This window comes from Nonomuraea sp. NPDC050202, assembly GCF_040656115.1.
In the GTDB taxonomy this organism is placed as follows: domain Bacteria; phylum Actinomycetota; class Actinomycetes; order Streptosporangiales; family Streptosporangiaceae; genus Nonomuraea.
Genome location: NZ_JBFALF010000003.1, coordinates 515,094 through 540,035 on the forward strand (window position 1 = coordinate 515,094; position 24,942 = coordinate 540,035).

A 24,942-nucleotide genomic window follows, 5' to 3' on the forward strand; every position below is an offset into this window, starting at 1 on the left:
GCGGAAGACGGTGCGGACGACGGCGCCGGCGACGGCGCGGAAGGCGTCGTGGCGGGGACGGGCGGTGAGACCGCCGCGTGGCCGCAGAGGTCGCAGTAGCCCTCCTCGATCGTCCCCGTGCAGCCGGGCTGCGCGCATCGGGTCATCGCTTACCTCCGGAGATCGCGCGCTGGAAGTTCTCGACGGCCGTGGCCGCCCTCGTCAGGTCGCAGGGCGCGCTCCACAACAACGCGCGCGCCCGCTCGTACAGCTCCATGGCGGCCGGGTCCTCGGCCAGCCCCTTGCGCACCGCCATCGCCTGGCAGGCGTCGAGCCGGCCGCGCAGCTCGTCGCGCCGGCCGACCAGCCCGTACAGCGCCTTCGCCGTGGCCAGCGCCTGCTCGGCGGCCTTGCGGGCGTTCTCCTCCAGGGTGGCCAGCCGCTTGGCGCGCTGCACCCAGGCGTCGGCGGAGACGTCGAGCGCGTCCAGCGCGCCGGCCAGCCCCTCGACCCTGCTGCGCGGCTGCGCCTGCGGCGGCAGGGCGATCTTCACGACGACCGCGCCGTGCGCCAGCCTGGCCTCGCTCTCGGCCGCCCGCACCCGGTCGAGCTCGGCCACCAGGTTCTCGCGGCGCCTGGCGTACTCGCCCTTGACCACGAGCGCCAGCTCCACCTCCGCGCGAGCGCCGGCCAGCAGGCGGGCCAGCCGGTCGAGGTCCTGCTCGACGGGCGGGCCCAGCGGATCCTCGACCACCGCGGCGCGGATCCGCCGCAGCTCGGCCTCCTGGCCGGCCAGGTCGGCGGCCTCGCCCAGCTCGTGCTCCAGCTCCCTGATCCTGCGCAGGTCGGCCTCGGCGTCGTCGAGGCGGGGCAGCACGGAGCCCCACACGGCGTCGATGTCGTTGAGCGCCCCGGTGACCTCGCGGAAGGCGGTGTCCATCCGGTTCACGGCCTCGTCCAGCGTCAGCCGCTCGTCGGCCTGCGGGAGCAGCGAGCGCTGCTCGACGGGCTTGGCCGCGGCGCGCACCACCACGGACGCGCCTCCCAGCAGCTCGGTGAGCCGGGCGAGCTGGTCGGCGCCCAGCCGCGCGCGGGCGGCCCTGACCTGCTCGGCCTCGCGCAGCACCGCGCGGTAGGCGTCGTTCAGCGACCACAGCGCCGTCAGCGCCTCCTGCGCCGCGGCCCAGCGGCGCTCGGTGGCCCCCCGTAAGGACGCGCCCTTGATCAGCTGGTAGGTGGTATGGGATTCGAGGTCGAGCAGGTCGCCGGAGATGCGGTCGCGCTCGTCAGCGCGGGCGCGAAGCGCATGCTCTGCGCCTTCCCTGCTCATTGGTGGTCCCAGGCTCATCACGCTCCCCGTGAAGAGGCCCCCCGATGCCCCCGTTATACCCGCCCAACGGAGGGTTCGCGGTCTTTAGTTCCTTTAGCTCGGGGGACCCCTGACTTGTCCCTGATTGAACCCTGGGCCGCCTGCAAACCACTTAACGATCTCTTAGCGTTGCATGCATGGGACGGATACTTCTGATCGTCGCGGCCGTCATCGCCGCGCTCGTGCTGCTCGGCCCCCTCGTGGGCTTCGCCCTCACGCTGCTCAAGTGGGGGCTCGTCATCGGCGCCGTGGTGTTCGGCGTCATGTTCCTGTCGAAGTTGCTCAAGAGGACATAGCTTCCTGACAGATCCCCAGTCATAGTTGGGTGATGGAGGCGCGGCCCGCGGTAGACGATGCCGCGCTCGGGCGTGAGGCGCTGGCCGTGCTCGAGGCGAACTGGACGGGCACCGGCACCGTGCCCGCGCCAGGGCTCTATCCCCACCAGTGGAGCTGGGACTCCGCGTTCGTCGTCATCGGCCTGGCCAGGCATCGGCCGGACCGGGCCCGCGACGAGCTGCTCAGCCTGCTGCGGGGGCAGTGGGCGACCGGGATGGTGCCGCACATCGTCTTCCACACGCGTGAGGCGTACTTCCCCGGGCCGTCCGTCTGGCGGTCGCAGGAGCACGACGCCGCGCCGAACGTGCTCACCTCGGGTCTCACCGCGCCGCCGCTGCACGGGCTGGCGCTGTGGTGGCTCTACCGGCACACCGGCGACGCCGAGTTCGTCAGGAAGGCGTACCCGGCACTCGCCGCCCAGCACGAGTACCTCGCCACCGCGCGCGACCTCGGCGGCGCGGGGCTGGCCGCGATCGTGCACCCCTGGGAGTCGGGCATGGACGACAGCCCGGTCTGGGACGCCCCCCTCGACGCGCTGCCCGCGATCAGGTACGGCTACCGCAACGTCGAGATGGACGAGCGCCACCCGGACAGCGACCACGACCGCTACGTCTGGCTGGCGATGCGTTACCGCGACGCCGGATACAGCCCCGGCTACCTGCGCGACGAGCATCCGTTCGCGATCGAGGACCCGATGTTCAACGGGATCTGGCTGGCCTCGTGCCAGGCCATGGCCGAGCTGGCGCCGCTGGCGGGCGCGGATCCCGTGCCCCACGCCGAGCACGCGGAACGCCTCAGGCAGGCCATGCTCGACCGGCTGTGGGACGGCTGCTTCTACGCCAGGGACCTGCGGGCCGGGCGGCTCATCCGGGTGTGCACGGTCGGCGCGTTCGGGCCGCTGCTGGACCCGGGGCTGCCCGCCGACCGCCTGCAGGCCGCGGTGGAGGTGCTGGAGTCAGCCAGGTTCATGGGGGCGACCGGCTATCCCGTGCCCAGCACCGAGATCCGCGCCTCCCAGTTCGACCGTACGCGCTACTGGCGCGGCCCCTCCTGGGTGAACACCAACTGGTTGCTGCGCCGCGCCGCCGCCGTGCACTCGCTCGACCAGCTCGGCCAGCAGCTCACCAACGGCACCCTGCGGCTCGTCCGCCAGGCCGGCTTCCGCGAGTGTTTCGACCCGTTCGACGGGAGCGGGCGGGGCTGCCGGGACTTCTCCTGGAGCGCGGCGCTCACCCTGGATCTGCTCGCCGATAACGTAGGGGAATGAGCATCTTCCGCCGCCTGCCCGCCGATGTGCGCAAGTCCCTCGACACCGAGCGGGGGGAGCGGGTGCTGACCTTCGCCCAGGGCGACGACGGTCATGTGGTGGCCACGAACCTCGCGCTCTACCTGTCCGACGGGACCCGGGTGCCGTACGAGGAGATCGACAGGGCGTCGTGGGACGAGGAGGGGGTGCGGGTGCTCACCACGGACGGCGTCCGGCACTTCGAGCGGATCTCCGAGCCGCGCATGCTGCCCGAGACCGTGCGGGAGCGGGTCAACTCCACGATCGTGGTGAACAAGCACGTCAGCCTGCCCGGCAGGGGCGGGGTGCGGCTGGTGGCGCGGCGCCGGCCCGGCGGCGAGGTGCTCGGCTGGACGTTCGTCTTCGACGAGGGGCTCGACCCTGCGGACCCGGGCCTGCGCGCGCAGGCCGAGCAAGCCCTGGAGGGCGTGCGGCGGAGCATGGGCGTCTGAGCAGCCCCGGTCCCGGCGAGCTCGGCGGAATCGGCGAGGTCGGCGGGCCGTGAGCGGCATGGGCCCGGGTCTCAGGCGTGCGGGGGTGTGAGGCATGTCACGCCCATGCCGCTCCAGCGTGTGCGTCGATCGATCAGTAGGGGATGCCGCTCTCCCGGGCCTTCTGGTCCGCGACGTCCTCATCGGGCCAGCCGGTGCCGGTCTCGGGCTGGTGCCCGTCGGAGTGGAGGAACGGGATCCGCTGCTGCAGCGTGCCCCCCACCCTCGATCTGGCCATCCCCGCGAACTTCGAAGCCTGCGCCCCGACCACCCCGGCCGCTTCCTGCACCCGGGGATTGTCGGCGACACGCTGCGCCGTCCGCTTGATCTGCTCGTACCGTTCGCGTCCCGCCCGGCTGCCGAGCACGTAGCCGACGGCCAGACCAACAGCGAATGTCATCCGATAACGCATTTTGCACCTCCGCTGTCTCCGGGCCTACCCCGCTCGCGATGCGACACGCACTCCCGGAGTGCGCTAATCTATTCCTGCGCGCAGCGAAGGGGCCGGAGGGCCCCGGCGAAGTGCGCAAACAGTTCGATCCCGCGTAGCTCAACGGCAGAGCAGCCGGCTGTTAACCGGCAGGTTATAGGTTCGAGTCCTATCGCGGGAGCTGCTTCCGAGCAAGAGGCTGGCAGCTCAGGCCCTTCCACCGGTAACAGGTGGGAGGGCCTGAGTCGTTCCGGGAGTGCAGGTGTTGTGTCGCGCCTGCCTGCCCCCGCGCCATACCTGCGGCATACCGGCTTCTGCTGAGCACCACGCCCGCATCGGCGGCGAGCTACTGGAACTCGGTCGCACCGGCGAACGCCACCTGGCGGAAGATGATCAGCAACACGACCTGCACCGACGCTCACCGATCCATCCACAAGTACGGGTACAAGGCCTGCGCGAAGGCGCCCGGCCTCGGCGGAACCCCGGCCGTGTGCGCCAGCGCCCGATTCGTCTGACGGTCTGATCGCGCGCACCTGAAGGCGGCTTCGGCGCTCTTCAGGCTCACTTCAGGCGCAGAGGGCGACCCTCGGGACTGTCGAATCGTCTCGGGGAGGGAGTTCCCATGTTGCAGCGACGTCTCGCGATCGTCGTCACGTCCGCAGTGCTCGGGCTCGGTGTCATGGCAGGGTCGGCGCTGGCCGACGACGGCCCGGTCAGGGTGCACGGCAGGACCGGCGAGGTCGCGCTCGGCGCGCACGAGGGGCCGGGGTTCCACGGCGGCAGGCTGACGTGCTGGATGAGCGACGGCAAGGTCGTGAAGCTCTCCAGGGCCCAGGTGGCCGAGCTCATCGAGGAGAGGTACATCGAGCCCGAGCTCGCCGAGACCGTCGTCGAGGACGGCGTGACGGTCGTGCCCGAGGACCGGCTGTCGATCAGCGTCCCGGCGAAGAAGCTGCCTCGTGAGGCGGTGAAGAAGAGGCACGCGGGCAAGCACCGGCACCACAGCCGCGTCATCCATCTCACCTGCGTCTGGAGCAAGTAGGCAAGGTCCGCGTCCCCGGAGTCGTCCGGGGGCGCGGTTCACGCCGTGTAGCGCGATGGTGACACGTTTTCGGGTTCGGCGGACAAAGCGGGGCGTGGTACGGAAAATGGGAGGGCCGGTCCCTCGGGCCGGAGCCGCGGGAAGTCGTCGATGGCGAGGAGAGGGCGCCATCACCAGGACGTGCCGCCGACCCGGAATCGGCGGGGCGCTCCGATGACGGAGAAGTGCTGGTTGCCGCGTGCGTACCTGGATCAGGAACCTTCGCCCCTTCGACGTGCTCGCCGCCCAGTCGGTGCTCGAGCGCACCACCGACCTGCGTGAGGCCGAGCGCTTCATCAGGCTCTACCACGCCGAGAACCCCTCGGCGGGAGGGCTGCACGCGCGCCTGCGCGACATCGCCAGGGACGTGGCCCGCTACGGGACCTACGTGCACACGTACGAGGAGCTCGAGTTCGGGGCCCGGGTGGCCTGGCGCAACAGCAGCCGGTGCATCGGGCGGCTGTACTGGCGCTCGCTGAAGGTACGCGACCGCAGGCAGGTGAGCACGGCCGAGGGGGTCGCCGTCGAATGCGTGGCCCACCTGCGCGAGGCCACCGGGAACGGCAAGATCAGGCCCACCGTCACCGTGCTGCCCCCCGACACGCCCGCGCTGCGCGGCCCCCGGCTGCTGAACGACCAGCTCATCCGCTACGCCGGGTACCGCACACCGGACGGCGTCGTGGGGGATCCGCGCAACGTCGCGCTCACGGAGACCGCCACGGCGCTGGGCTGGCGGGGCCGGGGCGGGCGGTTCGACGTGCTGCCGCTGGTCATCCAGCCGGCGTTCGGCGACCGGCTGCTGTGCAACGTGCCGGGGGACGCCGTGCTGGAGGTGCCGCTGGCGCATCCCGACTACGCGTGGTTCGAGGAGCTGGGGCTGCGCTGGCACGCCGTACCGGCCATCTCGGACATGTGCCTGGAGATCGGCGGCATCTGCTACCCCTGCGCGCCCTTCAACGGCTGGTACATGGGCACCGAGATCGGCGCCCGCAACCTCGCGGACGCCGACAGGTACGACCAGCTCCCGGTGGTGGCGCAGCGACTCGGCCTGGACACCTCCACCGAGCGCTCCCTGTGGCGCGACCACGCGCTGGTGGAGCTGAACGTGGCGGTGCTGTACTCGTTCGAGCGGGCGGGGGTCACGATGACCGACCACCACACGGAGTCGCGCCGCTTCCTGACCCACCTGTCGAAGGAGGAGAAGGCCGGGCGGGTCTGCCCGGCGGACTGGTCGTGGATCGTGCCGCCGCTATCCGGCAGCGCCACGCCCGTCTTCCACCGCTACTACGACACCAGCGTCCTGACCCCCGCCTTCGTCCATCACCGTCAGGCGCTCGCGTAGCGCGTCCAGCTCGGCCGCCGTCAGGCCGCCCGCCCTCAGGCGCTCCTCGACGTCCAGGCCCGCCAGCAGCTCGGTGACCACCGCGGCGGTCGTGGTGCCGGCGGCGTCCAGGCGGGCGCGCACGCGCAGGCCGTCGTCCGGCTCCCCCAGGAGGGCGTACAGGACGCTCAGGCGGGTCGCGGAGCGCTCGTAGTCGGCCAGGATGTCCTCGGGCGCGGCCCCGGCCAGCGCGAGCAGCAGGAGGCAGATCAGGCCCGTGCGGTCGCGGCCGGCCACGCAGTGCACGAGCACCCCGCCGGGAGGCGCCTGCGCGATGGCGCGCAGCACCCGCGCGCTGCGGTCGGGCCGGCTCTCGAGGTGGTGACGCAGGTAGAAGGGCGTGCCGTTGTAGCGGCCGTGCTCGGGGTCGTCGCGGCTGTCCAGCGGCAGGCTGACGACGGTCATCCCGGGCGGGCGGTGGCCGGGTTCGGCGCGGTGCTCGCCGGGGATGCGCAGGTCCACGATGGTCCGTACGCCGTGGGCCGCTGCCGCCGCCCATCCGCTCGCGGTGAGCCGGTCGGGCGTGTCGGAGCGCACCACCGCTCCCCAGCGGGTGAGCCTGCCGCCGGCGGCTCGCAGGCCGCCCAGGTCGCGGACGTTGTGGCAGCCGTCCCAGGCCAGGTCTCGTTCCACGCCCTCCATCCTTGCCTTCCCCGCCTAGAACATGGTTCTGTTATGGGCATGGTGGACCTCGTGCTCTCGACTCTCGACGACCAGGGCGTGCTCACCCTGACCTTCAACCGGCCCGACACGCTCAACGCGTGGACCGGTGCCATGGGGCGGCGCTACTTCGACCTGCTGGCGGAGGCCGAGCGGAATCCCGACGTGCGTGCCGTGGTGGTCACGGGCGCGGGCAGGGGGTTCTGCTCCGGGGCCGACTTCAAGACGCTGAACGCCATCCAGAGCGGCTCGTACGACGAGGTGCCCGACCCGCGGCCCAACACCTTCCCCACGACCATCGGCAAGCCGATCATCGCCGCGGTCAACGGGGCCTGCGCGGGGCTCGGCATGGTGCACGCGCTCGTCTGCGACCTCGTCTTCACGGCCGAGGAGGCCAAGTGGACGACGGCCTTCGCGCGCCGCGGGCTGATCGCCGAGTACGGGCTCTCCTGGGTGCTGCCGCGCATCATGGGGCAGCAGCGGGCCATGGACGTCCTGCTGTCGGGGCGGGTGTTCACCGGGCGGGAGGCGTGCGAGCTGGGGCTGGCCAACCGCGCCGTGCCGGGGGAGAGGCTGCTGCGCGAGGCGCAGGAGTACGCCGGCGAGCTGGCGGCCCACAGCTCGCCGGCGTCCATGGCGATCATCAAGCGGCAGGTGTGGCACGACTGGGACGCCACGCTGGAGGAGTCGGCCAAGACCGCCACGCAGGAGATGCTCGCCTCGTTCGGGCGGCCCGACTTCGCGGAGGGCGTCGCCAGCTTCCTGGAGCGCCGCCCGCCGAACTTCCCGCCCCTCCCGTGAGGGTCAGGAGACGCGGTGGGCGCCGCGGGCCGCCGTGGCCGGGAGGAAGCGGGGGGCCTTGAAACCGCGCTCGGCGTAGGCGTTCGACACCGACTCCTTGACGCTGTCGAGGCGCTCCAGCGGCACCAGCGCGATCGCCGAGCCGCCGAAGCCGCCGCCCGTCATGCGGGCGCCGCGGGCCCCGCCCTTGAGCGCGGCCTCCACGGCCACGTCGAGCTCGGGTGACGACACCTCGTACAGGTCGCGCAGCGACAGGTGGGAGGCGTTCAGCAGGGCGCCGATCTCCGTGACGGCGCCCGCGCGGAGCAGGCCGACGAGGGCCTCCACGCGGTGGTTCTCCGTGACGACGTGCTCCACGCGCTTGCGCTCGTCGCCCTGGAGCTGCGCGAGCGCGCCCGCCAGGTCGGTGACGTCGCGCAGGGCGGCGACGCCGAGCTTGCGGGCCGCCGACTCGCATTCGGCGCGGCGCTTGGCGTACTCGCCGCCGGCGTGCTCGTGGTGCACCTGCGTGTCGATGATCAGCATGCTCAGGCCGTGGGAGGCCAGGTCGAGGGGGATGTTGCGGGAGCCGAGCGAGCGGCAGTCGAGGAAGAGCACGTGGCCCTCCTCGCAGAGAGCCGAGGCGGCCTGGTCCATGATGCCGCAGGGCATGCCGACGAAGTCGTTCTCGGCCTTCTGGCCGAGCAGGGCCAGCTCCATCGGCGTCATGCCGAGGGCGTGCACGTCGTTGAGCGCCGAGGCGACCGACACCTCGAGGGCCGCGCTGGAGCTCAGGCCCGCGCCCGAGGGCACGTCGCCGTCGATCGCGATGTCGGCGCCCCGCACCCGGTCGCCGAGCATGGCCAGGACGCCGACGACGTAACGGGTCCAGCCCTGGGACTCCTCGCGGCTCGCCAGGGTGACCGGCCGGCCCGAGTCGGACTGGAGGGAGAGGAGACGGATCGTGTCGTCGTCGCGCGGCGTGAGGGCGGCGGTCACGCCCCACGGCACCGCGAACGGCAGCACGAAGCCGTCGTTGTAGTCGGTGTGCTCGCCGATCAGGTTGACCCTGCCGGGAGCATGCCAGACGGTCTGAGGGGACGCGCCGAAGGCGGCACGAAAAGCTTCAACAACGCGCATAACCGAACACTCCTCAACAAAGGCCCGACCGTAGACTAGCGCCATGGAGGAGCTCCTGAGTCCAGGGCTCGGTCAGGTCCGGGTGTTCCTGTTGCACGACGACAACAAGCCGCGCAAGCTCAAGCACAACCTGGGCCATCCCCGCCTGCTGACGTTCGGCGGCGCCCACTCCAATCTCATCAGGGCCGTGGCCGAGGCCGGGGCGCGACACGGCATCGAGACGATCGGGGTCATCCGCGGCGAGGAGCACCTCCCGCTCAACCCCACGCTGGCCCGCGCGGCGGCCTGCGGCATGACCCTCACCTACCTCGACCGGGCCTCCTACCGGCTCAAGCACACCGAGCAGGTGCTGGCGGGGCTGCGGGCGCGCTGGGGCGACGACGTGGTGATCCTGCCCGAGGGCGGCAGCAACGCGGCGGCCGTGCGGGGCTGCGCGGAGCTGCCCGGGGAGATCGCGGAGGACTACGACGTCATCTGCTGTCCCGTGGGCACCGGGGGGACGCTGGCGGGGATCTCGGCGGGCCTGCCGGAGGGGAAGCGGGCGCTCGGGTTCGCGGTGCTGAAGGGGGCCGGGTTCCTGGAGGGGGAGGTGGCCAGGTTGCAGCGGGAGGCGTACGGTCGCACGTGGCCCAACTGGGCGATCAACCTGGACTACCACTTCGGCGGGTACGCCCGATCGACCCCCGCCCTGGAGCGCTTCGCCGCCGAGCACGGGGTGGAGCGGATCTACGTGGCGAAGATGCTCTACGGGATCCTCGACCTCGCCCGCCGGGGCGCCTTCGCGCCCGGCACCCGCGTCGTGGCCGTCGTCACCGGTCAGCCCTCGACACCGGTGGACGTGTGAGCCGCCCCCACCGGCTTCGACTCGGGTGATCCGCGCTGGCGCAGGTAGATCGACAGCACCACCATCGACAGCACGGCCAGCAGCTCCGACTGCCAGTTCTGCAGGCTGCGGTCCCAGAACTCCGGCGAGGTGACGTACGCGCCCCACGACACCGGATCCCGCAGGTCGCCGAGCCGCTCGGCGTTGTACGCCGCCTGCCCCGCCACCGACTGCGCCAGCCACGACAGCAGGAAGATCGTCCCCATCACCAGCCCGAGCGAGTTGCTGAACAGCCACAGCCTGAGCCCCTTGACCCTGGCCCAGGCGGGGGAGTCGGCGTCGGCGTACTGCCCGATCTGCTGGTCCTCGTCGGACTCGGCGCCGGCCTTGTGCGGCTCCTTGGACTCGGGGGAGCCCTTCTGGACGAGCCAGACGGTGAGCATGATGAACAGGAAGAACTGCAGGTACTCCGACTGCCAGTTCTCCGCCACGTTCACCGCGAACGCGGACGAGGCCACGTACTGCGGCAGGGAGACAGGCTCGGCACCGTTGGCCACCTGCTGGTCGTTGTACTGCAACATCCCCGCCACGGCCTGCCCGCCCACCGCCAGCAGGAACATGATCAGGAACGCCAGCGACAGCGAGTTCTCCTTCAGCCATCTCACAGTTTCGACCACCCCAGGGCGAAGAACCAGGCCAGGCCGACCACGATCACCAGAGTGGTCAGCGTGAACATCACCCGCATCAGTCGTCCACCTCGCAGTCGTAGGGCAGGTCGCCCATCGGCTCACAGCCCGCGGCCCTGATCCGCCAGCCGTCGCTGAAGCGGTGCAGGAAGAGCGTGTCGCCAGCGAGCCGTACCTGGGCGTCCTCGCCCCACACGGCCACCGACGTGACCTGCCCGCCGGGGCCGAGCCGCAGCTCGCGCAGCGCGTCGGCGCAGCTCTGGCCGGGGTCGGGGAGCTTGTCGGCGGTCTTGCGGGCCAGCATCGCGCACGCCGCCTCCTCCTGGTGCGCGGAGAGCGCGGCGTGGAAGCGCTGGGCCGCGCGCGCGGGGGAAGCCGTGTCCACGGCGCAACCGACAGTAGTCAGAGCCATCGTCAGCACGATGAGCGCCATCCTCATGAGCCCCTGCTACCCACAGAAGAATCAGGCATGCTGGTCCGATGCAGAGGACAGACACGCCCACCTCCTGGGACGAGCGCAGCACGCTGATCACCTTTCTCGACTACGCGCGCGCGACCGTCGTGGCCAAGTGCGAGGGCCTGAGCGACGAGGACGCCAGGCGGGCGCCGCTGGCGACCTCCCCGCTCATGACCGTCTCCGGCCTGGTGAACCACCTGCGGTGGAACGAGCACTACTGGTTCGAGGTGATGTTCCTCGGCGGCGAGGACCGCGGGCCGTGGACCGACGAGGACCCCGACACCGAGTTCACCGCGTCGCTGGCGCTCCCGCTGGCCCAGGTCGTGGCGGAGTACCAGGCGCAGAGCCGCAGGGTGGACGAGCTCATCGCGGACATCGCGCTGGACGAGCGCTCCAAGGGCGCCGACAGCAAGGGGAACCACCTCACGCTCAGGTGGGTCATCGGCCACATGACCGAGGAGACCGCCCGCCACAACGGCCACCTCGACATCCTGCGCGAGCTGATCGACGGGGCGACGGGCTTCTAACCGAACTGGTCGAGCACCGGCGCCACCAGGGCGTTGAGCTCACGGGCCAGCACGGCCACCGCGCGGTGCGCGCTCTGCTCGACCTCCATGTGCGGGCCCTCGGGCTCTGGCGGCAGGTCGTCGAGCGGCAGCGGCGCCTCGACCAGCAGCGAGGCCCGCAGGAACGGCAGCCGGGCCAGGTCCTGCTGGGTCGGCTCGACGTACTGGCCGAAGGTCTCCTGCCAGCCCAGCCACCCGCGGTCGCGCCACCAGGCCCGCGAACGCCGCAGCTCCTCCGGCAGCGGGGAGGCGATCCTGACCCGCGCGTAGAGGGTGCCGTCCCAGGTGTTGCGGTGACAGCTCGCCTCCAGGATGCGCCGGTCCCACCGGACGAAGCCCGGGGTCAGCGACGGGGGCGTGGCCAGCTCCCACGCCGTGCAGGCGAACCGCACGGGCGCGATGTCGCCCCACTCGAACTCGTCGAGGTTCTTGCGCACGTGTACGGCATAGCGCCCGTCACGGTCTCTGTCGAACTCCTGATCGATCCAGAACGCCTTGCCCATGCCCCCTACGCTACGGCGCTCGCCGACCCTTCCGCGGACGGACCCAAGATCTCGGAATGCGCTGTGACGCCGGTGACACATCTGTAGCTTTTTCACATTGTTGGGTGACATTTGGGGTGAGCAATGGCGTCCGAACAGCTCGACGCGGCCATGGATCATTGGAAAGCGGGAGACCTCGACCGGGCCGCCGCGCTGTTCAGGCAGATCGCGGCCACCGGAGATCCGGAGGCGTCCCACCTGCTGGCGGGGTTGCTGCAGGAGCAGGGGGACCTGGAGGGCGCCGAGGCGGCGCACCGGTCGGTGATCCAGTCGGGGGACCCGGTGTTCGGGCAGCGCTCGGCCATCGCCATGGGGATGATGCTGGTCAGCGCCGAGGAGTGGGCCGCGGCGCACCGGGTGCTGATGATCGCCTCCGACGGCGCCGACTTCGAGGTGGCCGCGCTCGCCGACACGGCGCTGGTGCTGGTGCTGACCCAGCTCGGCGACGCGCAGGGCGCGCAGGAGTCGCTGGAGCGGGCCCGCAGGTGCAACAGCCCCGCCGTGGCCGAGCTGGCCGCGCGGCTGGAGCTGCCCGAGTTCGACCAGGACCCGTCCTCGGCCCGCGACCTGTACGCCGAGGCCGAGGACGAGGACGACTACCGGGCCCTGCTGACCTGCGGGGACCCGGAGATCGTGGCGTTGTCGGCGTTCCAGCTCTACCAGCTCCACGCCGAGCAGGGCGACTTCGAAGCGGCCCGCGAAGCCTGCGAGCACGCCATCGCCGTCGGCTCCCCGGACCACCGCGCCATGGCGTACAAGCTGCTCGGCGCGGTGCTGGTGGACCTGGGCGAGTACGCGGACTCCGCCGCCGCCTACCGGGTGGCCGCCGAGGACCCCAGGCCGGATCTCCGGCTGCCCTCGCTCATCGAGCTGGCCAAGGTGACCGCGCAGCTCGGCGACGAGGAGGAGACGAAGGCGATCTTCCACCGGGTGATCGCCAGCGGCCACCGCGAGTACGCCGTGCAGGCGCAGGCGTGCCTGGCCCAGATGCACACCGAGGCGGGCGAGCCGGCCGAGGCGCTGGCCGCGCTGCGCGCCGTGCTGGAGTCCGGCGACCACGAGTGGCCCTCCGGCTGCGTCACCCTGCTCGGCCTGCTGCTCGACCAGCACCCCGAGGAGCGCGAGGCCATCGTGGAGCTGCTGGAGCTGGCCGCCCGGCACGACGACCAGGACACCGCGTTCAAGGCCGCGCTGCTGCTCGACCACGCCGCCCGGCAGCAGCCGCTGGCCGACCCCGTCGAGGAGCAGGCGCTCCAGGACACCGACGACGGCATGGAAGCGCTCAAGGCGGGCGAGCTGGCCGAGGCCAGGCGGCTGCTGCGCCGGGCCGTCGACTCCGGTGCGGACTTCCAGTCGCTGCGGGCCATGGTGGTGCTGGCCAAGCTGGAACTGAGCGAGGGCGATCGGGAGCAGGCGGACGAGCTGCTGGCGTACGTGGCCGAGGGCGACGACGTGCTCCAGGGCTTCAACGCGGCGTTCCTGCTGCACCTGCTGCGCTCGTCCGTCGACGAGCCGCATCCGGTGCTCGCGGCGATGCTGGACCACCAGCGGCTGGGCAGGGAGGAGGGGCTGGCCCGCTACCAGGAGGCGGCGGGGCACGCCGACCCCGCCGTGGCGGCCATCGGCACCGCCGTGTTCGCGCAGGTGCTGGCCTCCATCGGGTACGACCTGTCCGAGGTCTGCGAGATGTTCCTGTCGGCGGCGGGGAGCGGTGACCCGCTGGCGCTGTCGTACACGGCGGTGATCTGCAAGGACGTGCTGCCCGACCAGGCGCGCGTGGCCGAGCTGTTGCGGGCGGCGCTGGCGGGCGGGCATCCCGCGCTGGCCCCGTGGGTGGGGTGGGCGCTGGGCGGGCTGGTCGCCGAGGAGGATCCCGGGCAGGCGCGGGCCGCGTACGAGGCGGCACTCGCGGCGGGGCACCGGGGGCTGCGGTTCGAGGCGGCGGCCGGGCTGACCGGCGTGTACGAGCAGCAGGGCGACCTGCTCGCCGCCTGCCGGCTGCACGAGCGGCTGATCGCCGAGGGGGAGCCGGAGCGCGCCGCGCTGCCGCTGGGGTTCAACCGGATCAGGCTGGACGACGTGGCGGGGGCGCGGGCCGCGTTCGAGCTGGGCGCGGGCGAGCTGTGCGCGTTCGGGAGGCTGGTGCTCGACCGCGACTTCGAGGCGGCGGCGCGGGCCTTCCCCGAGGGGGAGGAGCGGGCGATGGCCGGGCTGCTCGCCATGGAGTGCGCGAACGCCTGGCAGCGCACCGGCAGGACCGACGCCGCCGACGGGGCGCTCTCGCTGGTGGCCGCCGCCGGTCACGCCGGTCAGCGCCAGCAGGCCGGCTGCCTGCTCGGCGCGCTGCGCGGCGACGCGGGGGACCGGCGCGGGGCGGTCGAGGCGTTCATGGGGGCGCTGGGCGACGACGAGCACCTCAACGGCGTGGCGCTGCGCTCGGCCGGCGAGATCCTGCGCGAGCTGGGCGAGCACGCCGAGGCGGTGGAGGTGCTGGCACGGGTGCCCGACCCCGATGGCGAGCTGACGATGCTGATCGCCGAGTCGCTGGTGGAGTGCGGGCGCGTGGAGGAGGCCCGCGAGCGCCTGATCGAGGCGTTCGGCTCGGCGGGCGAGCAAGGGCACGAGCAAGGGCACGAGCAAGGGCACGGGCGCGGGCACGGGCGCGGGCGCGGGCGCGGGCACGCGGCCGGCTCCGCCGTATCGCCGGGTGCGGGCGGGCACGGGCGCGCGGCCGGTGCCGCCATGACGCCGAGTGCGGAGGTCACGGTGCCGCTGGCCCGGTGGTTGCGGCGGCGCGGTGACGCCGAGGGGGCGCTGGCGGTCATGCTGGCCGCGCCGCCCGAGGTGTCCGCGCTGTCAGAGTGCCTGCTCGGCAGCCTGCTGGCCGAGACCGGCGACCTGGCGGGGGCGCGGGCTGCGTACGAGCGGGCGGCGGCGCTCGACCCCGAGACGGAGCCGGAGGTCATGCTGGAGGCGGGCCGCTGCCTGCTGGCCGCGGGCGACACCGAGTCGGGGACCTTCGCGCTGGAGCGGGCCGCGGCGCAGGAGGACGACGCGCACGCCGCCGCCGTGGCGCGTCACCTGCTCGGCCGCGCCACCCCCGGCGAGCTGCCCTGGGTGCTGCTGGCCGAGGGCGACAGGCCGGGCGACCTGGCGGCGCTGGCGGCGCGTACCGGGTCGGAGCAACTGGCCGCGCTGCTGCTCGCGCTGCACGACGACGACGTGCGCGAGGTGCGCCGCCTGCTGGCCGGGCTGGCCCCCGCCGACCGCGCGGAGGCGCTGCACGAGATCATGGCCAGGGCTCCGCACGCGAGCGCGTTCTACCGCGTGGTCATCGAGGAGGGCGAGCCCGAGCTCGCCGCCAAGGCCGCGATCGACCTCGGCGCCCGGCTCGCGGAGGAAGGCGACAACTGCCGCTCCGAGCTGTGCTTCCTGCCCGCCACCGGCCACCCGGCCACGGCCGCCGCGGCCTGGCGCAACCTCGCGGTCGTCCGCCACCGCCGCGGCGACCTCGACGGGGCGGTGGAGGCCGCCAGGGCCGGGCTGCCCGCCACCGCCGTCCTGGCCGCCGACCTGCTCGCCGAGCGCGGCGACGACGGGCAGGCGCGGCGGCTGCTGACGGAGGCGGCCGCGGCAGGCGACCTCGAATGCCTGCGCAGGCTCCTCCTCCACCTGCTCGACGTGCGGGACCACGCCGCCACGATCGAGGAGGCGGAGCGCGCCGTGGGAAGCGGCGACCCGGAGACCGTGGCCGTCGGTTACTGGGCGTGGGGCGGCGCGCTCGGCGCGCAGGGGGAGACGCGGGAGGCGGCCCGCATGTACGCCAAGGGCATCGAGGCCGGCCATCCCGAGCTGGCGGCGTCCCTGCGGCTCGACCTGGCCACGGCCCTGCGCGAGCTGGGCGACACGGCCGGGGCCGAGCGGGAGCTGGGCCTGGCGATCGAGTCCGGCCACCCGTACGCGGCGGCCAAGGCCGGCGTGCAGCGCGGCGTCTGGGCCTACGAGGAGGGCAGGCCGCTCGCCGCGGCCCGCTCGTTCGCCGCCGCGCTCAGCACCGGCACGGCCGGGGGCGGCATGGCCGAGACCGCGCTGGAGGCGCTGAACGGCATCTCGCAGGAGCTCTGCGACCGGGGCGAGCACGGGCCGGCGCTGGAGGTGCTGTCGCTGATGGGCGAGCACGCCGCCGCCCAGGCCCGCGACCTCGGCGGGCGGTGCGCGGACCCGGCGGCCGTGGTGCGGTACTACGAGCTGGCGGGCTCCGACCCGTACACCGAGATCGAGGCCGCCGGGCGGCTGGCGGAGCTGGGGGAGACGGCGGCGGCGCGCGCCACGTACGAGCGGCTCAACGAGCACGAGGACCCCGACGTGCGCTTCGTCGCCGGCGGCAGGCTGCTGGAACTGCTCGACTCGGCGGGCGACGCCGAGGCGTTCTACGACCTGGCGGAGCGGCGCGCCGGTGACGCCGACAGCCCCGCGCCCGGCGTGTTCGGCGGCCTGCTGGGCATGTTGCAGGAGCGCCAGGGCGACACCGAGGCGTCGCTGCGCACGCTGCGCGAGGCGGCCAGGAACGGCGAGCCGACCACGCTCAGCGTGTACGCGCAGACCCTGGTGGGCGCCGGGCACGTGGACGAGGGCAGGCAGGTGTACCTGCGGGTGCTGGAGGCCGGCGACGACGACCTGGCGGCCCGGGCCATGATCGCGCTCGGGCAGACGTACCACGAGGAGGACGAGGAGCGGGCGCGCACCTGGTACCGCAGGGCCGTCGACGAGGGCGAGGGGCACGTCAGCGCGCTGGGCGCGATGTACCTGGGCGCGCTGGCCAAGCGGAACAGGAACTTCTCCGAGGCGCTCATGTGGTACCAGCGCGTCATCGACGCGGGCGATCCGGAGTCGGGCATGGCGGCGGCGCACCTCGGCGAGCTGTGCTACTGGCTGGGCGACCGTGACGGGGCGCTGCGGTACTACGAGCTGACGCTGGGCCTGAGCGAGCGGCCCGAGCTGGTGGCCGAGGCCGCGTGCAGGCTCGGCGAGATCCGGTACGAGCGCGGCGACCTGGAGCTGGCCCGCCGGCTGCTGGCCACGGCCGTGGAGACCGGCGACCCCGCGTTCGCCGCCGAGGCCGAGACGCTGATGGCCAAGCTCACCTGAAGGCTGGTTCACCCCGGGAGTACCGCGGGGTGAACTTGCGCTTAATAAAATGACCAAATACTCTCATCTAGTCAAACAAATGGGGTGAGACTCATGGCGAGGGCAGGACGGCCACCGCGGGACCCGGCCCGCCAGCTGGAGCGGGCGCACCGGATCCTCGACGCCCTCGCCGAGCTGGTGCTGCGCTGGGGCTACGACAAGACCACGATCGACGACATCGCCCAGCGCGCCGGCGTCGCCAAGGGCACCATCTACCTGCACTGGAAGACCCGCGACGACATCTTCGCCGCGTTGCTGCGCCGCGAGCGGGTCCGCATGATGACCGAGGTCCGCGATCGGGCGCCGGCCACGCTCAGCGAGCTGTTCGGCGAGTTCTCGCGGGCGCTGCTGCGCAGCCCGCTGCTGCAGGCGGTGCTGACCGGCGACTCCCAGGTGCTCGGCAAGCTGACCAGCCAGAAGCGCAGCAGCACGAGCTGGCCGCAGATCGGGGCGGTCTTCGAGCCGTACGTGGCCGAGCTGGCCGGGCGCGGCGCGATCCGCGAGGACCCGGGCGACCACATGGTGAGGGTCAGCTCGATCGTCTACGGGTTCCTGCTCATGCGGACGTCTCTGCCCGACCACGCCGTACCGACGGACGACCGGGTCGCGGAGCTGGTGGCCGACACCATCGAGCGCACCATGAGCACGGGCCGCCCGATGTCCGCCGCCGACGCCGAGGCGGTCGCGCGGGTCACCCTCGAATTTCTCGACGCCGCTGTGGAGGTGGCCCGGCGCAGGCTGGACACCTCCCTGGGGCTCTAAGGAGCGTGTGCAGTGAGGGCCGTACTTCCTCTCGACGACTCTGCGGCCGACCTCGCGACCGTGGGCGGCAAGGGCGCCTCCCTGGCCAGGATGGCCGGGGCGGGGCTGCCCGTGCCGGGCGGTTTCCACGTCACGACCGAGGCCTACCGCGCGTTCGTGGCCGGGTTCCACGACGAGATCCTGCGCGCCGCCGCCGAGGACCCGGCCCGGATCCCGCCGCTGTTCGCCGCGCACGACATGCCCGGCGAGCTCGCCGGGGAGATCCGGCGGGCGTACGCGGAGCTCGGCGACGACGTGCCCGTGGCGGTGCGCTCGTCCGCCACCGCCGAGGACCTGCCCGAGATGTCGTTCGCCGGGCAGCAGGACACCTACCTCAACATCAGGGGCGACGCCCTGCTCGACGCGGTCAAGCGCTGCTGGGCCTCGCTGTGGAACCCGCGCGCGATCGCCTACCGCGACCGGAACGGCGTGCCGCACGACGACGTGGCGCTGGCCGTGGTGGTCCAGGAGCTGGTGGACGCCGACGCGGCGGGCATCCTGTTCACCGCCGACCCGGTCACCGGCGCCCGCGACGAGACCGTGATCAACGCCTCGTGGGGCCTCGGCGAGGCGGTCGTCGGCGGCCTGGTCACCCCCGACACGATCACCGTGTCGGACGGCAAGGTGACCGCGTCGCGCACCGGCGACAAGGCCGTCATGACCGTGCGCACCGCCGGCGGCACCGAGGAGCGGCCGGTCCCCGAAGAGCTGCGCGGCACGCCCGTGCTGGACGACGCCCAGGCCCTGGAGCTGGCCGCGCTCGGCGCCCGCGTCCAGGAGCTGTACGGCACGCCCATGGACGTGGAGTGGACCAGGCGCGCGGGCACGTTCGCCATCGTGCAGGCCCGCCCGATCACCGGCCTGAAGCCGCGCCTGGAGGAGTGGAACGACAGCCTCAAGGGCGACTACCTGTGGACCGGCGGCAACCTGGGCGAGGCCATCCCCGACGTGATGACCCCGATCACGTGGTCGTTCGTGCGCAGGTTCATCGAGGAGGCCATGTCCGCCTCCACGCTGCCCGGCTTCGACCTGGTGGGCAACATCGGCGGGCGCTTCTACATGAACCTGAGCATCGTCCACTCCATCGCCGCCGCCCTGGGCATGAGGAGCAGGCTCGGCGTGATCGACCAGGTCTTCGGCAAGACACCGCCCGGCCTGGAGGTGCCGCTGGTGCCGGTGCCGCGGTGGCGGCTCATCAGGACGGTCGTGCCCATGGCGATCCGCATCCGGCGCCGCGTCGCCCGCCATCTCGCACACATGCCCGAGTTCCTGGCCGGCTCGCCGCGGAAGTGCGAGGAACTGCGCGAGCGCGTCGCCGCGACCGGGTCGGGTGCCGAGCTGGCCGGGCTGTGGGAGCGGGAGATCGGGCCGCACCTGGTCACCTCCTCCCAGATGCTGGAGGCCGCGGGCCGCCAGGGCGGCGCCGCGCTCGTCTACACCCGCGACCGGCTGCGCAAGATGATGGGCGAGGTGGACGCCGAGGCGATGCTCACCGGCGTCAACGCCGAGGGCGAGCTGGCCAGCATGGGGCCGGTGATGGGCCTGTCCAGGCTGGCGCGCGGCGAGATCACCAGGGAGGAGTTCGCCCGCAGGTATGGGCATCGCGGCCCGCACGAGTTCGAGGTCTCGATCCCCCGGCCCGGCGAGGACCCGGTGTGGATCGACACCCAGCTCGCCGGCCTGCGCGACCCGCGGGCCGACACCGAGGCACTGCTGGAGCGGCAGCGCACGGCCAGGGAGCAGGCGTGGGCGCGCTTCGCGCAGCGCTACCCCGGCAAGCAGGCCCGGATGCGCGAGAGGGTGCGGCGGTGGAACGCGGTCGTCCGCGACCGGGAGACCGCCCGGTCGGAGAACATCCGGGCGTTCTGGGTGCTGCGCGCGTTCGTCGTACGGGCCGGGGAGCTGACCGGCGCCGGCGACGACGTGTTCTTCCTGTACCTGCCCGAGCTGCTCGCCCTGCTGCGCGGCGACCGGTCCGTGCTGGAGACGGCGCCGGTGCGGCGGGCCACGTACGAGCGGTACGCCTCGCTGCCGCCCTACCCGGCGCTGATCGTGGGCCGCTTCGACCCGGTGCGCTGGGCCGCCGACCCCGCCAGACGGGCCGACATCTACGACGCGCGGGGCGCGTCCGCGCCGGTCAGCGACACCGTAACCGGCTTCCCCGGCGCGCCTGGCGTGGTGGAGGGCACCGCCCGGGTCATCTCGGGACCGGAGGAGGGCGAGCGGCTCAAACCGGGCGAGATCCTCGTCACGACGCTGACGAACGTCGGCTGGACCCCGATGTTCCCGCGCGCCGCGGCCGTGGTCACCGACATGGGGGCGCCGCTCTCGCACGCCTCCATCGTCGCCCGGGAGCTGGGCATCCCGGCCGTGGTCGGCACAGGCAACGCCACCATGCGGGTGCGCGACGGCGATCGGATCAGGGTGGACGGCGAGCGGGGAACGGTCGAGTTGCTGGGATGAAAAGTCTGCGTCAAGTCGGCCCGCTCGCCGGTCGGCGTGTGATCACTTCGTTGACCATGATCGAACAGTGGATCCTGGAAGACGAGCGGGAGCTGGAGGCGCGCTGCGCCCGGTTCAGGGCCGCCAAGCAGACGCTTGACCGCAGCCATGGCGGGGACGAGATCGAGGATGAGGAGGACTCTGCGGCGTGAGGGGGCCGGGCTGCCGCCGTCGCTGGTAGCGGAGGTGGGACGCCGGCTGGGCGCCGTACGGGGGTTCGAGCCGCGGCAGGGCGGCTTCTCGTACGGCGTCCTCGGCGTCGCCACCATCGACCGGCCCCCTGACGGCGGGTCTTCGGACGGCGGGTGTCTGGACGGCGGGTCGTGGGACGGCGGCCTCCGGACTGCGGGCGGGTGTTTCTCAAGGCGGTGCCGTCCGGCGCGGACCATGCGGGGACTACCGGCCGGAGGCGGTGATCAGCGCGGCCTGCCCCCGTGGAGTGCCCGCGCCGCGCTTCGCGATCAGTCCTGGCGCACGCTCTCCAGCACCTCTGAGCGGGAGGTGATGAGGTTGTGGCCGCCGGGGCTGAACGAGTTGACGAACAGGCGGCTGCCGCCGGGCAGGGCGGCCAGCCGGAAGATCAGGTCGCGGGCGAGGACGCGCCAGCGGTTCGAGGGGGCGAGCCACTGGATGGACCGCCGCCCGAAGCCCTGCACCTCGGCGACGGCCGGGGCCATCCGCGCCTGGTAGCGGGCGAGGGCGCCGGCCAGGCCCCCGGGTGTCTCGTGGGGGCCGGGCAGGTGCCCCGGCGCGTCACCAGCCGTGGTCAGCTCGTCGGCCAGCACCCAGGCCGCCGCCATCGCCATGCTCGCCCCATGACCGGCGAACAGCGACACCGCCTGGCAGGCGTCGCCCAGGAGCACGGTCCGCCCGCTGTGCCAGCGTTCCATCTCCACCTGCGTCACCAGGTCGTAGTAGAGCCCGGCAGGCCCGGGGACACGCTCCAGCACCGTGGGCAGGATCCAGCCGAGCCCGCCGAAGTGCCGGCGCAGGGTGGCGGCCGGGTCGGCGGGCAGGGCGGGGTCCGGCTCGCGGCGCAGGAACAGCAGGGCGAGCCGGTCGTCGCGCAGCGCGTAGGCGCCGGCCATCAGGCCGGGCTCGGTGAGCATCTGGTAGCGCGTCCCGACCCGGCGGCTCAGCTCCGGGTCCGTCACGATGCAGGCCGCCACCTGGTGCCCGAGATAGCGCGGCACGACGTCGCCGAACGTCAGCTCCCGCACCCGGGAACGCGCCCCGTCCGCGCCCACGAGCAGGTCCACCTCCCGGGTGGTGCCGTCGGCCAGCCGCACCGTCACCCCGTCCGCGTGCTGCTCGGCGCTGTCGACGGTGGTGCCGTACGTGACGGGCGCGCGTACGCCGTCGGCGATGGCCCGGGCCAGGTCGCCGCGCAGCAGGCTGAACACGTTCTCCAGCGCCGAGGTCAGCTTCAGGTGGCTGGTCTGCCGCCCGTCGCGGCCGACGTAGCTGAGCTCGTCGACCGGGTAACGGTCGCGCAGCAGCCGGGGCCGCAGCCCCATGCGCTCGGCGACCTGGTGTCCGGGGCCGTAGAAGTCGATCAGGTAGCCGCCGTCGCGGAACGCCGGCGCCCGCTCGACCAGCTCCACCTCCCACCCGGCGCGTTCGAGGTGCCAGGCCAGCGTCAACCCGGCGATGCCGGCGCCGCAGATCAGGATCCTCACGATGCTCCCTTCCCGAACATGGCACGCAGCAGCCCGCCCAGCGCGGCCGGGTCGAGGCCGGGGTCGAGGGCGCGGTGCAGCATGATCCCGTCCATCGACGCCGCCAGCATCGCCGCCGCCGCGGCCGGGTCTCCCCGGTAACCGCGTTCGACCAGCCAGGACGCCACCGTGGCGCGGAACCGGCCGACCTGCTCGCCGAGCCCCTCGCGCAGCTCGGGCAGCCGCGTGGCGGCCAGGAACATCTCGACCACCAGCAGCGAGGCAGGATCGGTGCCGCTGTAGCGCGACAGCTCGCCCAGCAGCCAGTCGACGGCCTCGCCGACGTCCTGCCGGGCGGTCAGCTCCGTGGCGAGCAGGTCGAGCAGGCCGGAGGTGAAGCCGAGGCCGGCGGCGACGAGCAGGTCCGTGACCGAGGCGAAGTGGTAGTGCACCACGCCGGGCGCGACCCCGGCCCGTTCGGCGACCAGCCGGGTGGTGACGCCGCCCCAGCCGACCTCGGGGACGAGGGCGACGGCCGCGTCGAGCAGCCGCTGGCGGGTGGCCTTGCCGCGCTCGGCGGAGAGGTGGGCCATGTTCTCCTCTTGGGCATTCGACTTGGGCAAGTGTCCAAATACTAGCTCATGCCTGAGCGCGGCACGAGGGGGGAGATGCGCGGCGTGCTCGAAGGGGCGCCGATTGGTGGGGGTGAGGTGCGGGGATGCGCGGCCTGTGGGGAGGCGGCGCGGCCCGGCGGAGTGAGGCGCGGGCCGGTGGGTGAGGGGCGGTGATCAGCCGCCGACGTGGATGCCCGGCCGGCGGCCGGGTTCGGGCTCGGCGGCGCGGACGATCTCGCGTACGACCGGAGCCGTGTCGCCGCGCCCCAGGATGAGGTAGCGGAACAGGTGCATCAGCGGCGCGCCCTCCGCCCACTCGAAGTAGCAGTGCGGCCGCACCCCCGTGGCGTCACGCAGGGCGAGCAGGACGGCGGCGATGGCGTTCGGCGCGGCGGGGCTCTCGGCACGCAGCACGCGGCGCCCGCTCACCTCCACGCCCCGCACCCGCAGCACGTTGCTGAACTCCGAGGGGTCGATGACGTCGATCTCCAGGAACAGCACGTCGGCCCGGCCGGGCACCGGGTTCATGCGACGCTGCTCGGACTCCTTGGCCTCGTACTCGGCCTTGTCGCCGCGCTGGCGGCGGTTGGCGATCAGGTTGAGCTGCCCGTCGTGGGCGAGCGAGTCGGTCACGAACCGCCGCGCGGCCTCGTCGAACTCGATCCGTTCGGCCCGCAGCTCCGTCGTCCGCGAGACCCGCGAGATCAGCGAGATGACGATGATCCCGAGGATGAAGAAGGCGGAGATGGCGATGCCGTCGGGCTTCTCCCTGATGTTCTCGGCCAGCGCGTACAGCAGGACGAGGGTCAGGACCGTGAACCCGGTGACGGCCCGGCGCTGCCGGTTGCGGACGGCGGAGATGGTCACCGCCGCCGCGCCGGAGACCATCATGGCCAGGATGCCGGTGGCGTACGCGCCGGCCTGGGCGTCCACGTCGGCGTCGAACGCGATCGTCAGCACGACGCAGACGAGCGTGTAGACCAGCACCACGGGACGCACGGCGCGCCCCCATTCCGGCGCCATGCCGTAGCCGGGCAGGTACCGCGGCACGATGTTGATCAGACCGGCCATCGCGGAGGCGCCGGCGAACCACAGGATGAGGATGGTGCTGATGTCGTACACCGTGCCGAACATCTCGCCGAGCCGCTCGTGCGCCAGGTACGCCAGCGCCCTGCCGTTCGCCGCCCCGCCGGGCCTGAACTCCTCGGCCGGGATGAGCACGGTGGTCACGAAGCTGGTCGCGATCAGGTAGACGCTCATGATGAGGGCGGCCACGGTCAGCAGCTTGCGGGTGTTGGCGATGCGCGAGTCCAGCCGTTCCCGCGCGGTGGCGCCCCCGGCCTCGACCAGCGGCATCATGCTGACCCCCGTCTCGAACCCGGACAGGCCCAGCACCAGCAGCGGGAAGGCGAGGATCGCGGGCCCGATGACGCCGCCGAGCCCGCCGCCCCCCTCGACCAGCGCCTCCGTCCAGGTGGCGAGCGCGCCGGGCGAGGAGAACACCTCGGTGAGCCCCACGGCGACGACCACGGCGTTGAGCCCGAGGAAGATCGCCACCAGCGGGATGGCGACCCCGACCGCCTCGGTGAAGCCGAGCAGGAACACCCCGCCGAGCACCAGCAGCAGCACCACGGTCAGCGCGACCTCGTGCCCGTGCAGGAAGCTCGGGAAGAACGGGTTCTCCACGACGTGCACCGACGCGTCGGCCGCCGACAGCGTGATCGTGATGATCCACGACGTGGCCACGAACCCCAGCAGCACCAGCACGAACAGCTTGCCCCGCCAGAACGGCAGCAGCCGCTCCAGCATGGCCACCGACCCCTGCCCGTGCGGGCTCTCCCTGGCCACCCGCCGGTACATCGGCAGCATGCCCAGCAGCGTCAGCGCCACGATCAGCAGCGTGGCCAGCGGCGACAGCGCGCCGGCCGCCGTCGCGGCGATGGCGGGCAGGTAGGCCAGCGTCGAGAAGTAGTCGACGCCGGTCAGGCACATGACCTTCCACCACGCCTGCGGCATGGCATGGCCCTCGGCCGTCTCGGGGCCGACCGGCTGCACCTGATGCTTCAGCAGCCACCGCAGCACACCGCTGGCCGGCGGCGCGGTCCGGCCGGGGGTCTCCACCACTTCGGGGACGGCCAGTCCGTCGCTACCGTTCACCGGAACTCCCTCTCGTC

General features: G+C 72.9%; 22 protein-coding genes and 1 tRNA gene. 13 read left to right on the forward strand and 10 right to left on the reverse strand.

What is annotated here, in order from left to right; genetic code table 11:
• Positions 1 to 142: 142 nt before the first annotated feature.
• The gene (locus AB0I79_RS12440) at positions 143 to 1,309 is read right to left on the reverse strand and encodes a hypothetical protein (protein ID WP_357870920.1); all 1,167 of its coding nucleotides are present in this window, start codon (positions 1,307 to 1,309) and stop codon (positions 143 to 145) included.
• Between the two features lie 176 nt (positions 1,310 to 1,485).
• On the opposite strand from AB0I79_RS12440, the gene AB0I79_RS12445 reads away from it, so the two are divergent.
• From AB0I79_RS12445 to AB0I79_RS12455, 3 genes are read left to right on the forward strand one after another with little or no spacing between them, the layout of a single operon-like run.
• Entirely contained in the window at positions 1,486 to 1,644 is a 159-nt protein-coding gene (locus AB0I79_RS12445) for a hypothetical protein (RefSeq protein ID WP_357870923.1), read from the forward strand.
• A gap of 32 nt (positions 1,645 to 1,676) precedes the next feature.
• Positions 1,677 to 2,951 carry a hypothetical protein gene (locus tag AB0I79_RS12450; protein WP_357870926.1) on the forward strand — a complete coding sequence of 425 codons (1,275 nt, stop codon included), beginning with the start codon at positions 1,677 to 1,679 and terminating at the stop codon, positions 2,949 to 2,951.
• Entirely contained in the window at positions 2,948 to 3,421 is a 474-nt protein-coding gene (locus tag AB0I79_RS12455) for a hypothetical protein (RefSeq protein WP_357870929.1), read from the forward strand. The genes AB0I79_RS12450 and AB0I79_RS12455 overlap by 4 nt, the downstream gene beginning before the upstream one ends.
• A gap of 133 nt (positions 3,422 to 3,554) precedes the next feature.
• On the opposite strand, the gene AB0I79_RS12460 is transcribed toward AB0I79_RS12455, so the two are convergent.
• Entirely contained in the window at positions 3,555 to 3,872 is a 318-nt protein-coding gene (locus AB0I79_RS12460) for a YtxH domain-containing protein (RefSeq protein ID WP_357870932.1), read from the reverse strand.
• Positions 3,873 to 3,999: 127 nt separating this feature from the next.
• Between AB0I79_RS12460 and AB0I79_RS12465 the strand changes: the two genes are divergently transcribed.
• From AB0I79_RS12465 to AB0I79_RS12475, 3 genes are all read left to right on the forward strand, one after another.
• Positions 4,000 to 4,071: transfer RNA gene (locus AB0I79_RS12465), tRNA-Asn, on the forward strand.
• A gap of 441 nt (positions 4,072 to 4,512) precedes the next feature.
• Positions 4,513 to 4,932 carry a hypothetical protein gene (locus tag AB0I79_RS12470; RefSeq protein WP_357870935.1) on the forward strand — a complete coding sequence of 140 codons (420 nt, stop codon included), beginning with the start codon at positions 4,513 to 4,515 and terminating at the stop codon, positions 4,930 to 4,932.
• Between the two features lie 238 nt (positions 4,933 to 5,170).
• Positions 5,171 to 6,313 (forward strand): nitric oxide synthase oxygenase, encoded by a 1,143-nt coding sequence (locus tag AB0I79_RS12475; RefSeq protein ID WP_357870938.1) that lies wholly within the window; start codon positions 5,171 to 5,173, stop codon positions 6,311 to 6,313.
• On the opposite strand, the gene AB0I79_RS12480 is transcribed toward AB0I79_RS12475, so the two are convergent.
• Entirely contained in the window at positions 6,221 to 6,985 is a 765-nt protein-coding gene (locus AB0I79_RS12480) for a tyrosine-protein phosphatase (RefSeq protein ID WP_357870941.1), read from the reverse strand. The two genes, AB0I79_RS12475 and AB0I79_RS12480, sit on opposite strands and share 93 nt — an antisense overlap.
• 42 nt (positions 6,986 to 7,027) lie before the next feature.
• Between AB0I79_RS12480 and AB0I79_RS12485 the strand changes: the two genes are divergently transcribed.
• A complete protein-coding gene (locus tag AB0I79_RS12485) occupies positions 7,028 to 7,813 on the forward strand; it encodes an enoyl-CoA hydratase-related protein (RefSeq protein WP_357870944.1) in 786 nt (261 codons plus the stop codon).
• A 3-nt stretch (positions 7,814 to 7,816) separates the two neighbouring features.
• Here AB0I79_RS12485 and galK read toward each other — a convergent pair whose 3' ends face one another.
• On the reverse strand, positions 7,817 to 8,932 hold the full coding sequence (gene galK, locus AB0I79_RS12490) for a galactokinase (RefSeq protein ID WP_357870947.1): 1,116 nt from the start codon (positions 8,930 to 8,932) through the stop codon (positions 7,817 to 7,819).
• 43 nt (positions 8,933 to 8,975) lie between these two features.
• Here galK and AB0I79_RS12495 point away from each other — a divergent pair, with 43 nt between their 5' ends.
• Complete coding sequence (locus AB0I79_RS12495; protein ID WP_357870950.1) at positions 8,976 to 9,776, forward strand: pyridoxal-phosphate dependent enzyme; 801 nt, start codon at positions 8,976 to 8,978, stop codon at positions 9,774 to 9,776.
• Here AB0I79_RS12495 and AB0I79_RS12500 read toward each other — a convergent pair.
• Positions 9,749 to 10,420 (reverse strand): DUF6766 family protein, encoded by a 672-nt coding sequence (locus tag AB0I79_RS12500; RefSeq protein WP_357870952.1) that lies wholly within the window; start codon positions 10,418 to 10,420, stop codon positions 9,749 to 9,751. The genes AB0I79_RS12495 and AB0I79_RS12500 overlap by 28 nt on opposite strands.
• 79 nt (positions 10,421 to 10,499) lie before the next feature.
• Positions 10,500 to 10,853: a hypothetical protein gene (locus AB0I79_RS12505; RefSeq protein WP_357870955.1), complete on the reverse strand. Its 354-nt coding sequence runs from the start codon at positions 10,851 to 10,853 to the stop codon at positions 10,500 to 10,502.
• A gap of 68 nt (positions 10,854 to 10,921) precedes the next feature.
• Here AB0I79_RS12505 and AB0I79_RS12510 point away from each other — a divergent pair, with 68 nt between their 5' ends.
• A complete protein-coding gene (locus tag AB0I79_RS12510; RefSeq protein WP_357870958.1) occupies positions 10,922 to 11,425 on the forward strand; it encodes a DinB family protein in 504 nt (167 codons plus the stop codon).
• Here AB0I79_RS12510 and AB0I79_RS12515 read toward each other — a convergent pair.
• A complete protein-coding gene (locus AB0I79_RS12515; RefSeq protein WP_357870961.1) occupies positions 11,422 to 11,967 on the reverse strand; it encodes a hypothetical protein in 546 nt (181 codons plus the stop codon). The genes AB0I79_RS12510 and AB0I79_RS12515 overlap by 4 nt on opposite strands.
• Positions 11,968 to 12,090: 123 nt before the next feature.
• Between AB0I79_RS12515 and AB0I79_RS12520 the strand changes: the two genes are divergently transcribed.
• The 4 genes from AB0I79_RS12520 to AB0I79_RS12535 all read left to right on the forward strand — a co-directional run bounded on the left by AB0I79_RS12520 (position 12,091) and on the right by AB0I79_RS12535 (position 20,648).
• Positions 12,091 to 17,154 carry a tetratricopeptide repeat protein gene (locus AB0I79_RS12520; protein ID WP_357870964.1) on the forward strand — a complete coding sequence of 1,688 codons (5,064 nt, stop codon included), beginning with the start codon at positions 12,091 to 12,093 and terminating at the stop codon, positions 17,152 to 17,154.
• Positions 17,155 to 17,247: 93 nt separating this feature from the next.
• Positions 17,248 to 17,955 carry a helix-turn-helix domain-containing protein gene (locus tag AB0I79_RS12525; RefSeq protein ID WP_357870967.1) on the forward strand — a complete coding sequence of 236 codons (708 nt, stop codon included), beginning with the start codon at positions 17,248 to 17,250 and terminating at the stop codon, positions 17,953 to 17,955.
• Between the two features lie 12 nt (positions 17,956 to 17,967).
• Entirely contained in the window at positions 17,968 to 20,457 is a 2,490-nt protein-coding gene (locus tag AB0I79_RS12530; RefSeq protein WP_357870970.1) for a PEP/pyruvate-binding domain-containing protein, read from the forward strand.
• A gap of 50 nt (positions 20,458 to 20,507) precedes the next feature.
• The gene (locus tag AB0I79_RS12535) at positions 20,508 to 20,648 is read left to right on the forward strand and encodes a hypothetical protein (protein ID WP_357870972.1); all 141 of its coding nucleotides are present in this window, start codon (positions 20,508 to 20,510) and stop codon (positions 20,646 to 20,648) included.
• A 309-nt stretch (positions 20,649 to 20,957) separates the two neighbouring features.
• Here the strand turns inward: AB0I79_RS12535 and AB0I79_RS12540 are convergent, their stop codons facing one another.
• From AB0I79_RS12540 to AB0I79_RS12550, 3 genes are all read right to left on the reverse strand, one after another.
• Complete coding sequence (locus AB0I79_RS12540; RefSeq protein WP_357870975.1) at positions 20,958 to 22,175, reverse strand: FAD-dependent oxidoreductase; 1,218 nt, start codon at positions 22,173 to 22,175, stop codon at positions 20,958 to 20,960.
• Positions 22,172 to 22,747 (reverse strand): TetR/AcrR family transcriptional regulator, encoded by a 576-nt coding sequence (locus AB0I79_RS12545; protein WP_357870977.1) that lies wholly within the window; start codon positions 22,745 to 22,747, stop codon positions 22,172 to 22,174. The genes AB0I79_RS12540 and AB0I79_RS12545 overlap by 4 nt, the downstream gene beginning before the upstream one ends.
• 195 nt (positions 22,748 to 22,942) lie before the next feature.
• Positions 22,943 to 24,925, reverse strand: a complete 1,983-nt coding sequence (locus AB0I79_RS12550) for an amino acid transporter (protein ID WP_357870980.1) — start codon at positions 24,923 to 24,925, stop codon at positions 22,943 to 22,945.
• Between the last annotated feature and the right edge of the window lie 17 nt (positions 24,926 to 24,942).

Bases quoted from the DNA above. Each gene is read 5' to 3' on its own strand.
- AB0I79_RS12440 (WP_357870920.1), bottom strand. From the start codon at position 1,309: ATGAGCAGGGAAGGCGCAGAGCATGCGCTTCGCGCCCGCGCTGACGAG.
- AB0I79_RS12445 (WP_357870923.1), top strand. From the start codon at position 1,486: ATGGGACGGATACTTCTGATCGTCGCGGCCGTCATCGCCGCGCTCGTG.
- AB0I79_RS12450 (WP_357870926.1), top strand. From the start codon at position 1,677: ATGGAGGCGCGGCCCGCGGTAGACGATGCCGCGCTCGGGCGTGAGGCG.
- AB0I79_RS12455 (WP_357870929.1), top strand. From the start codon at position 2,948: ATGAGCATCTTCCGCCGCCTGCCCGCCGATGTGCGCAAGTCCCTCGAC.
- AB0I79_RS12460 (WP_357870932.1), bottom strand. From the start codon at position 3,872: ATGCGTTATCGGATGACATTCGCTGTTGGTCTGGCCGTCGGCTACGTG.
- AB0I79_RS12470 (WP_357870935.1), top strand. From the start codon at position 4,513: ATGTTGCAGCGACGTCTCGCGATCGTCGTCACGTCCGCAGTGCTCGGG.
- AB0I79_RS12485 (WP_357870944.1), top strand. From the start codon at position 7,028: ATGGGCATGGTGGACCTCGTGCTCTCGACTCTCGACGACCAGGGCGTG.
- galK (WP_357870947.1), bottom strand. From the start codon at position 8,932: ATGCGCGTTGTTGAAGCTTTTCGTGCCGCCTTCGGCGCGTCCCCTCAG.
- AB0I79_RS12495 (WP_357870950.1), top strand. From the start codon at position 8,976: ATGGAGGAGCTCCTGAGTCCAGGGCTCGGTCAGGTCCGGGTGTTCCTG.
- AB0I79_RS12505 (WP_357870955.1), bottom strand. From the start codon at position 10,853: ATGGCTCTGACTACTGTCGGTTGCGCCGTGGACACGGCTTCCCCCGCG.
- AB0I79_RS12510 (WP_357870958.1), top strand. From the start codon at position 10,922: ATGCAGAGGACAGACACGCCCACCTCCTGGGACGAGCGCAGCACGCTG.
- AB0I79_RS12515 (WP_357870961.1), bottom strand. From the start codon at position 11,967: ATGGGCAAGGCGTTCTGGATCGATCAGGAGTTCGACAGAGACCGTGAC.
- AB0I79_RS12520 (WP_357870964.1), top strand. From the start codon at position 12,091: ATGGCGTCCGAACAGCTCGACGCGGCCATGGATCATTGGAAAGCGGGA.
- AB0I79_RS12525 (WP_357870967.1), top strand. From the start codon at position 17,248: ATGGCGAGGGCAGGACGGCCACCGCGGGACCCGGCCCGCCAGCTGGAG.
- AB0I79_RS12545 (WP_357870977.1), bottom strand. From the start codon at position 22,747: ATGGCCCACCTCTCCGCCGAGCGCGGCAAGGCCACCCGCCAGCGGCTG.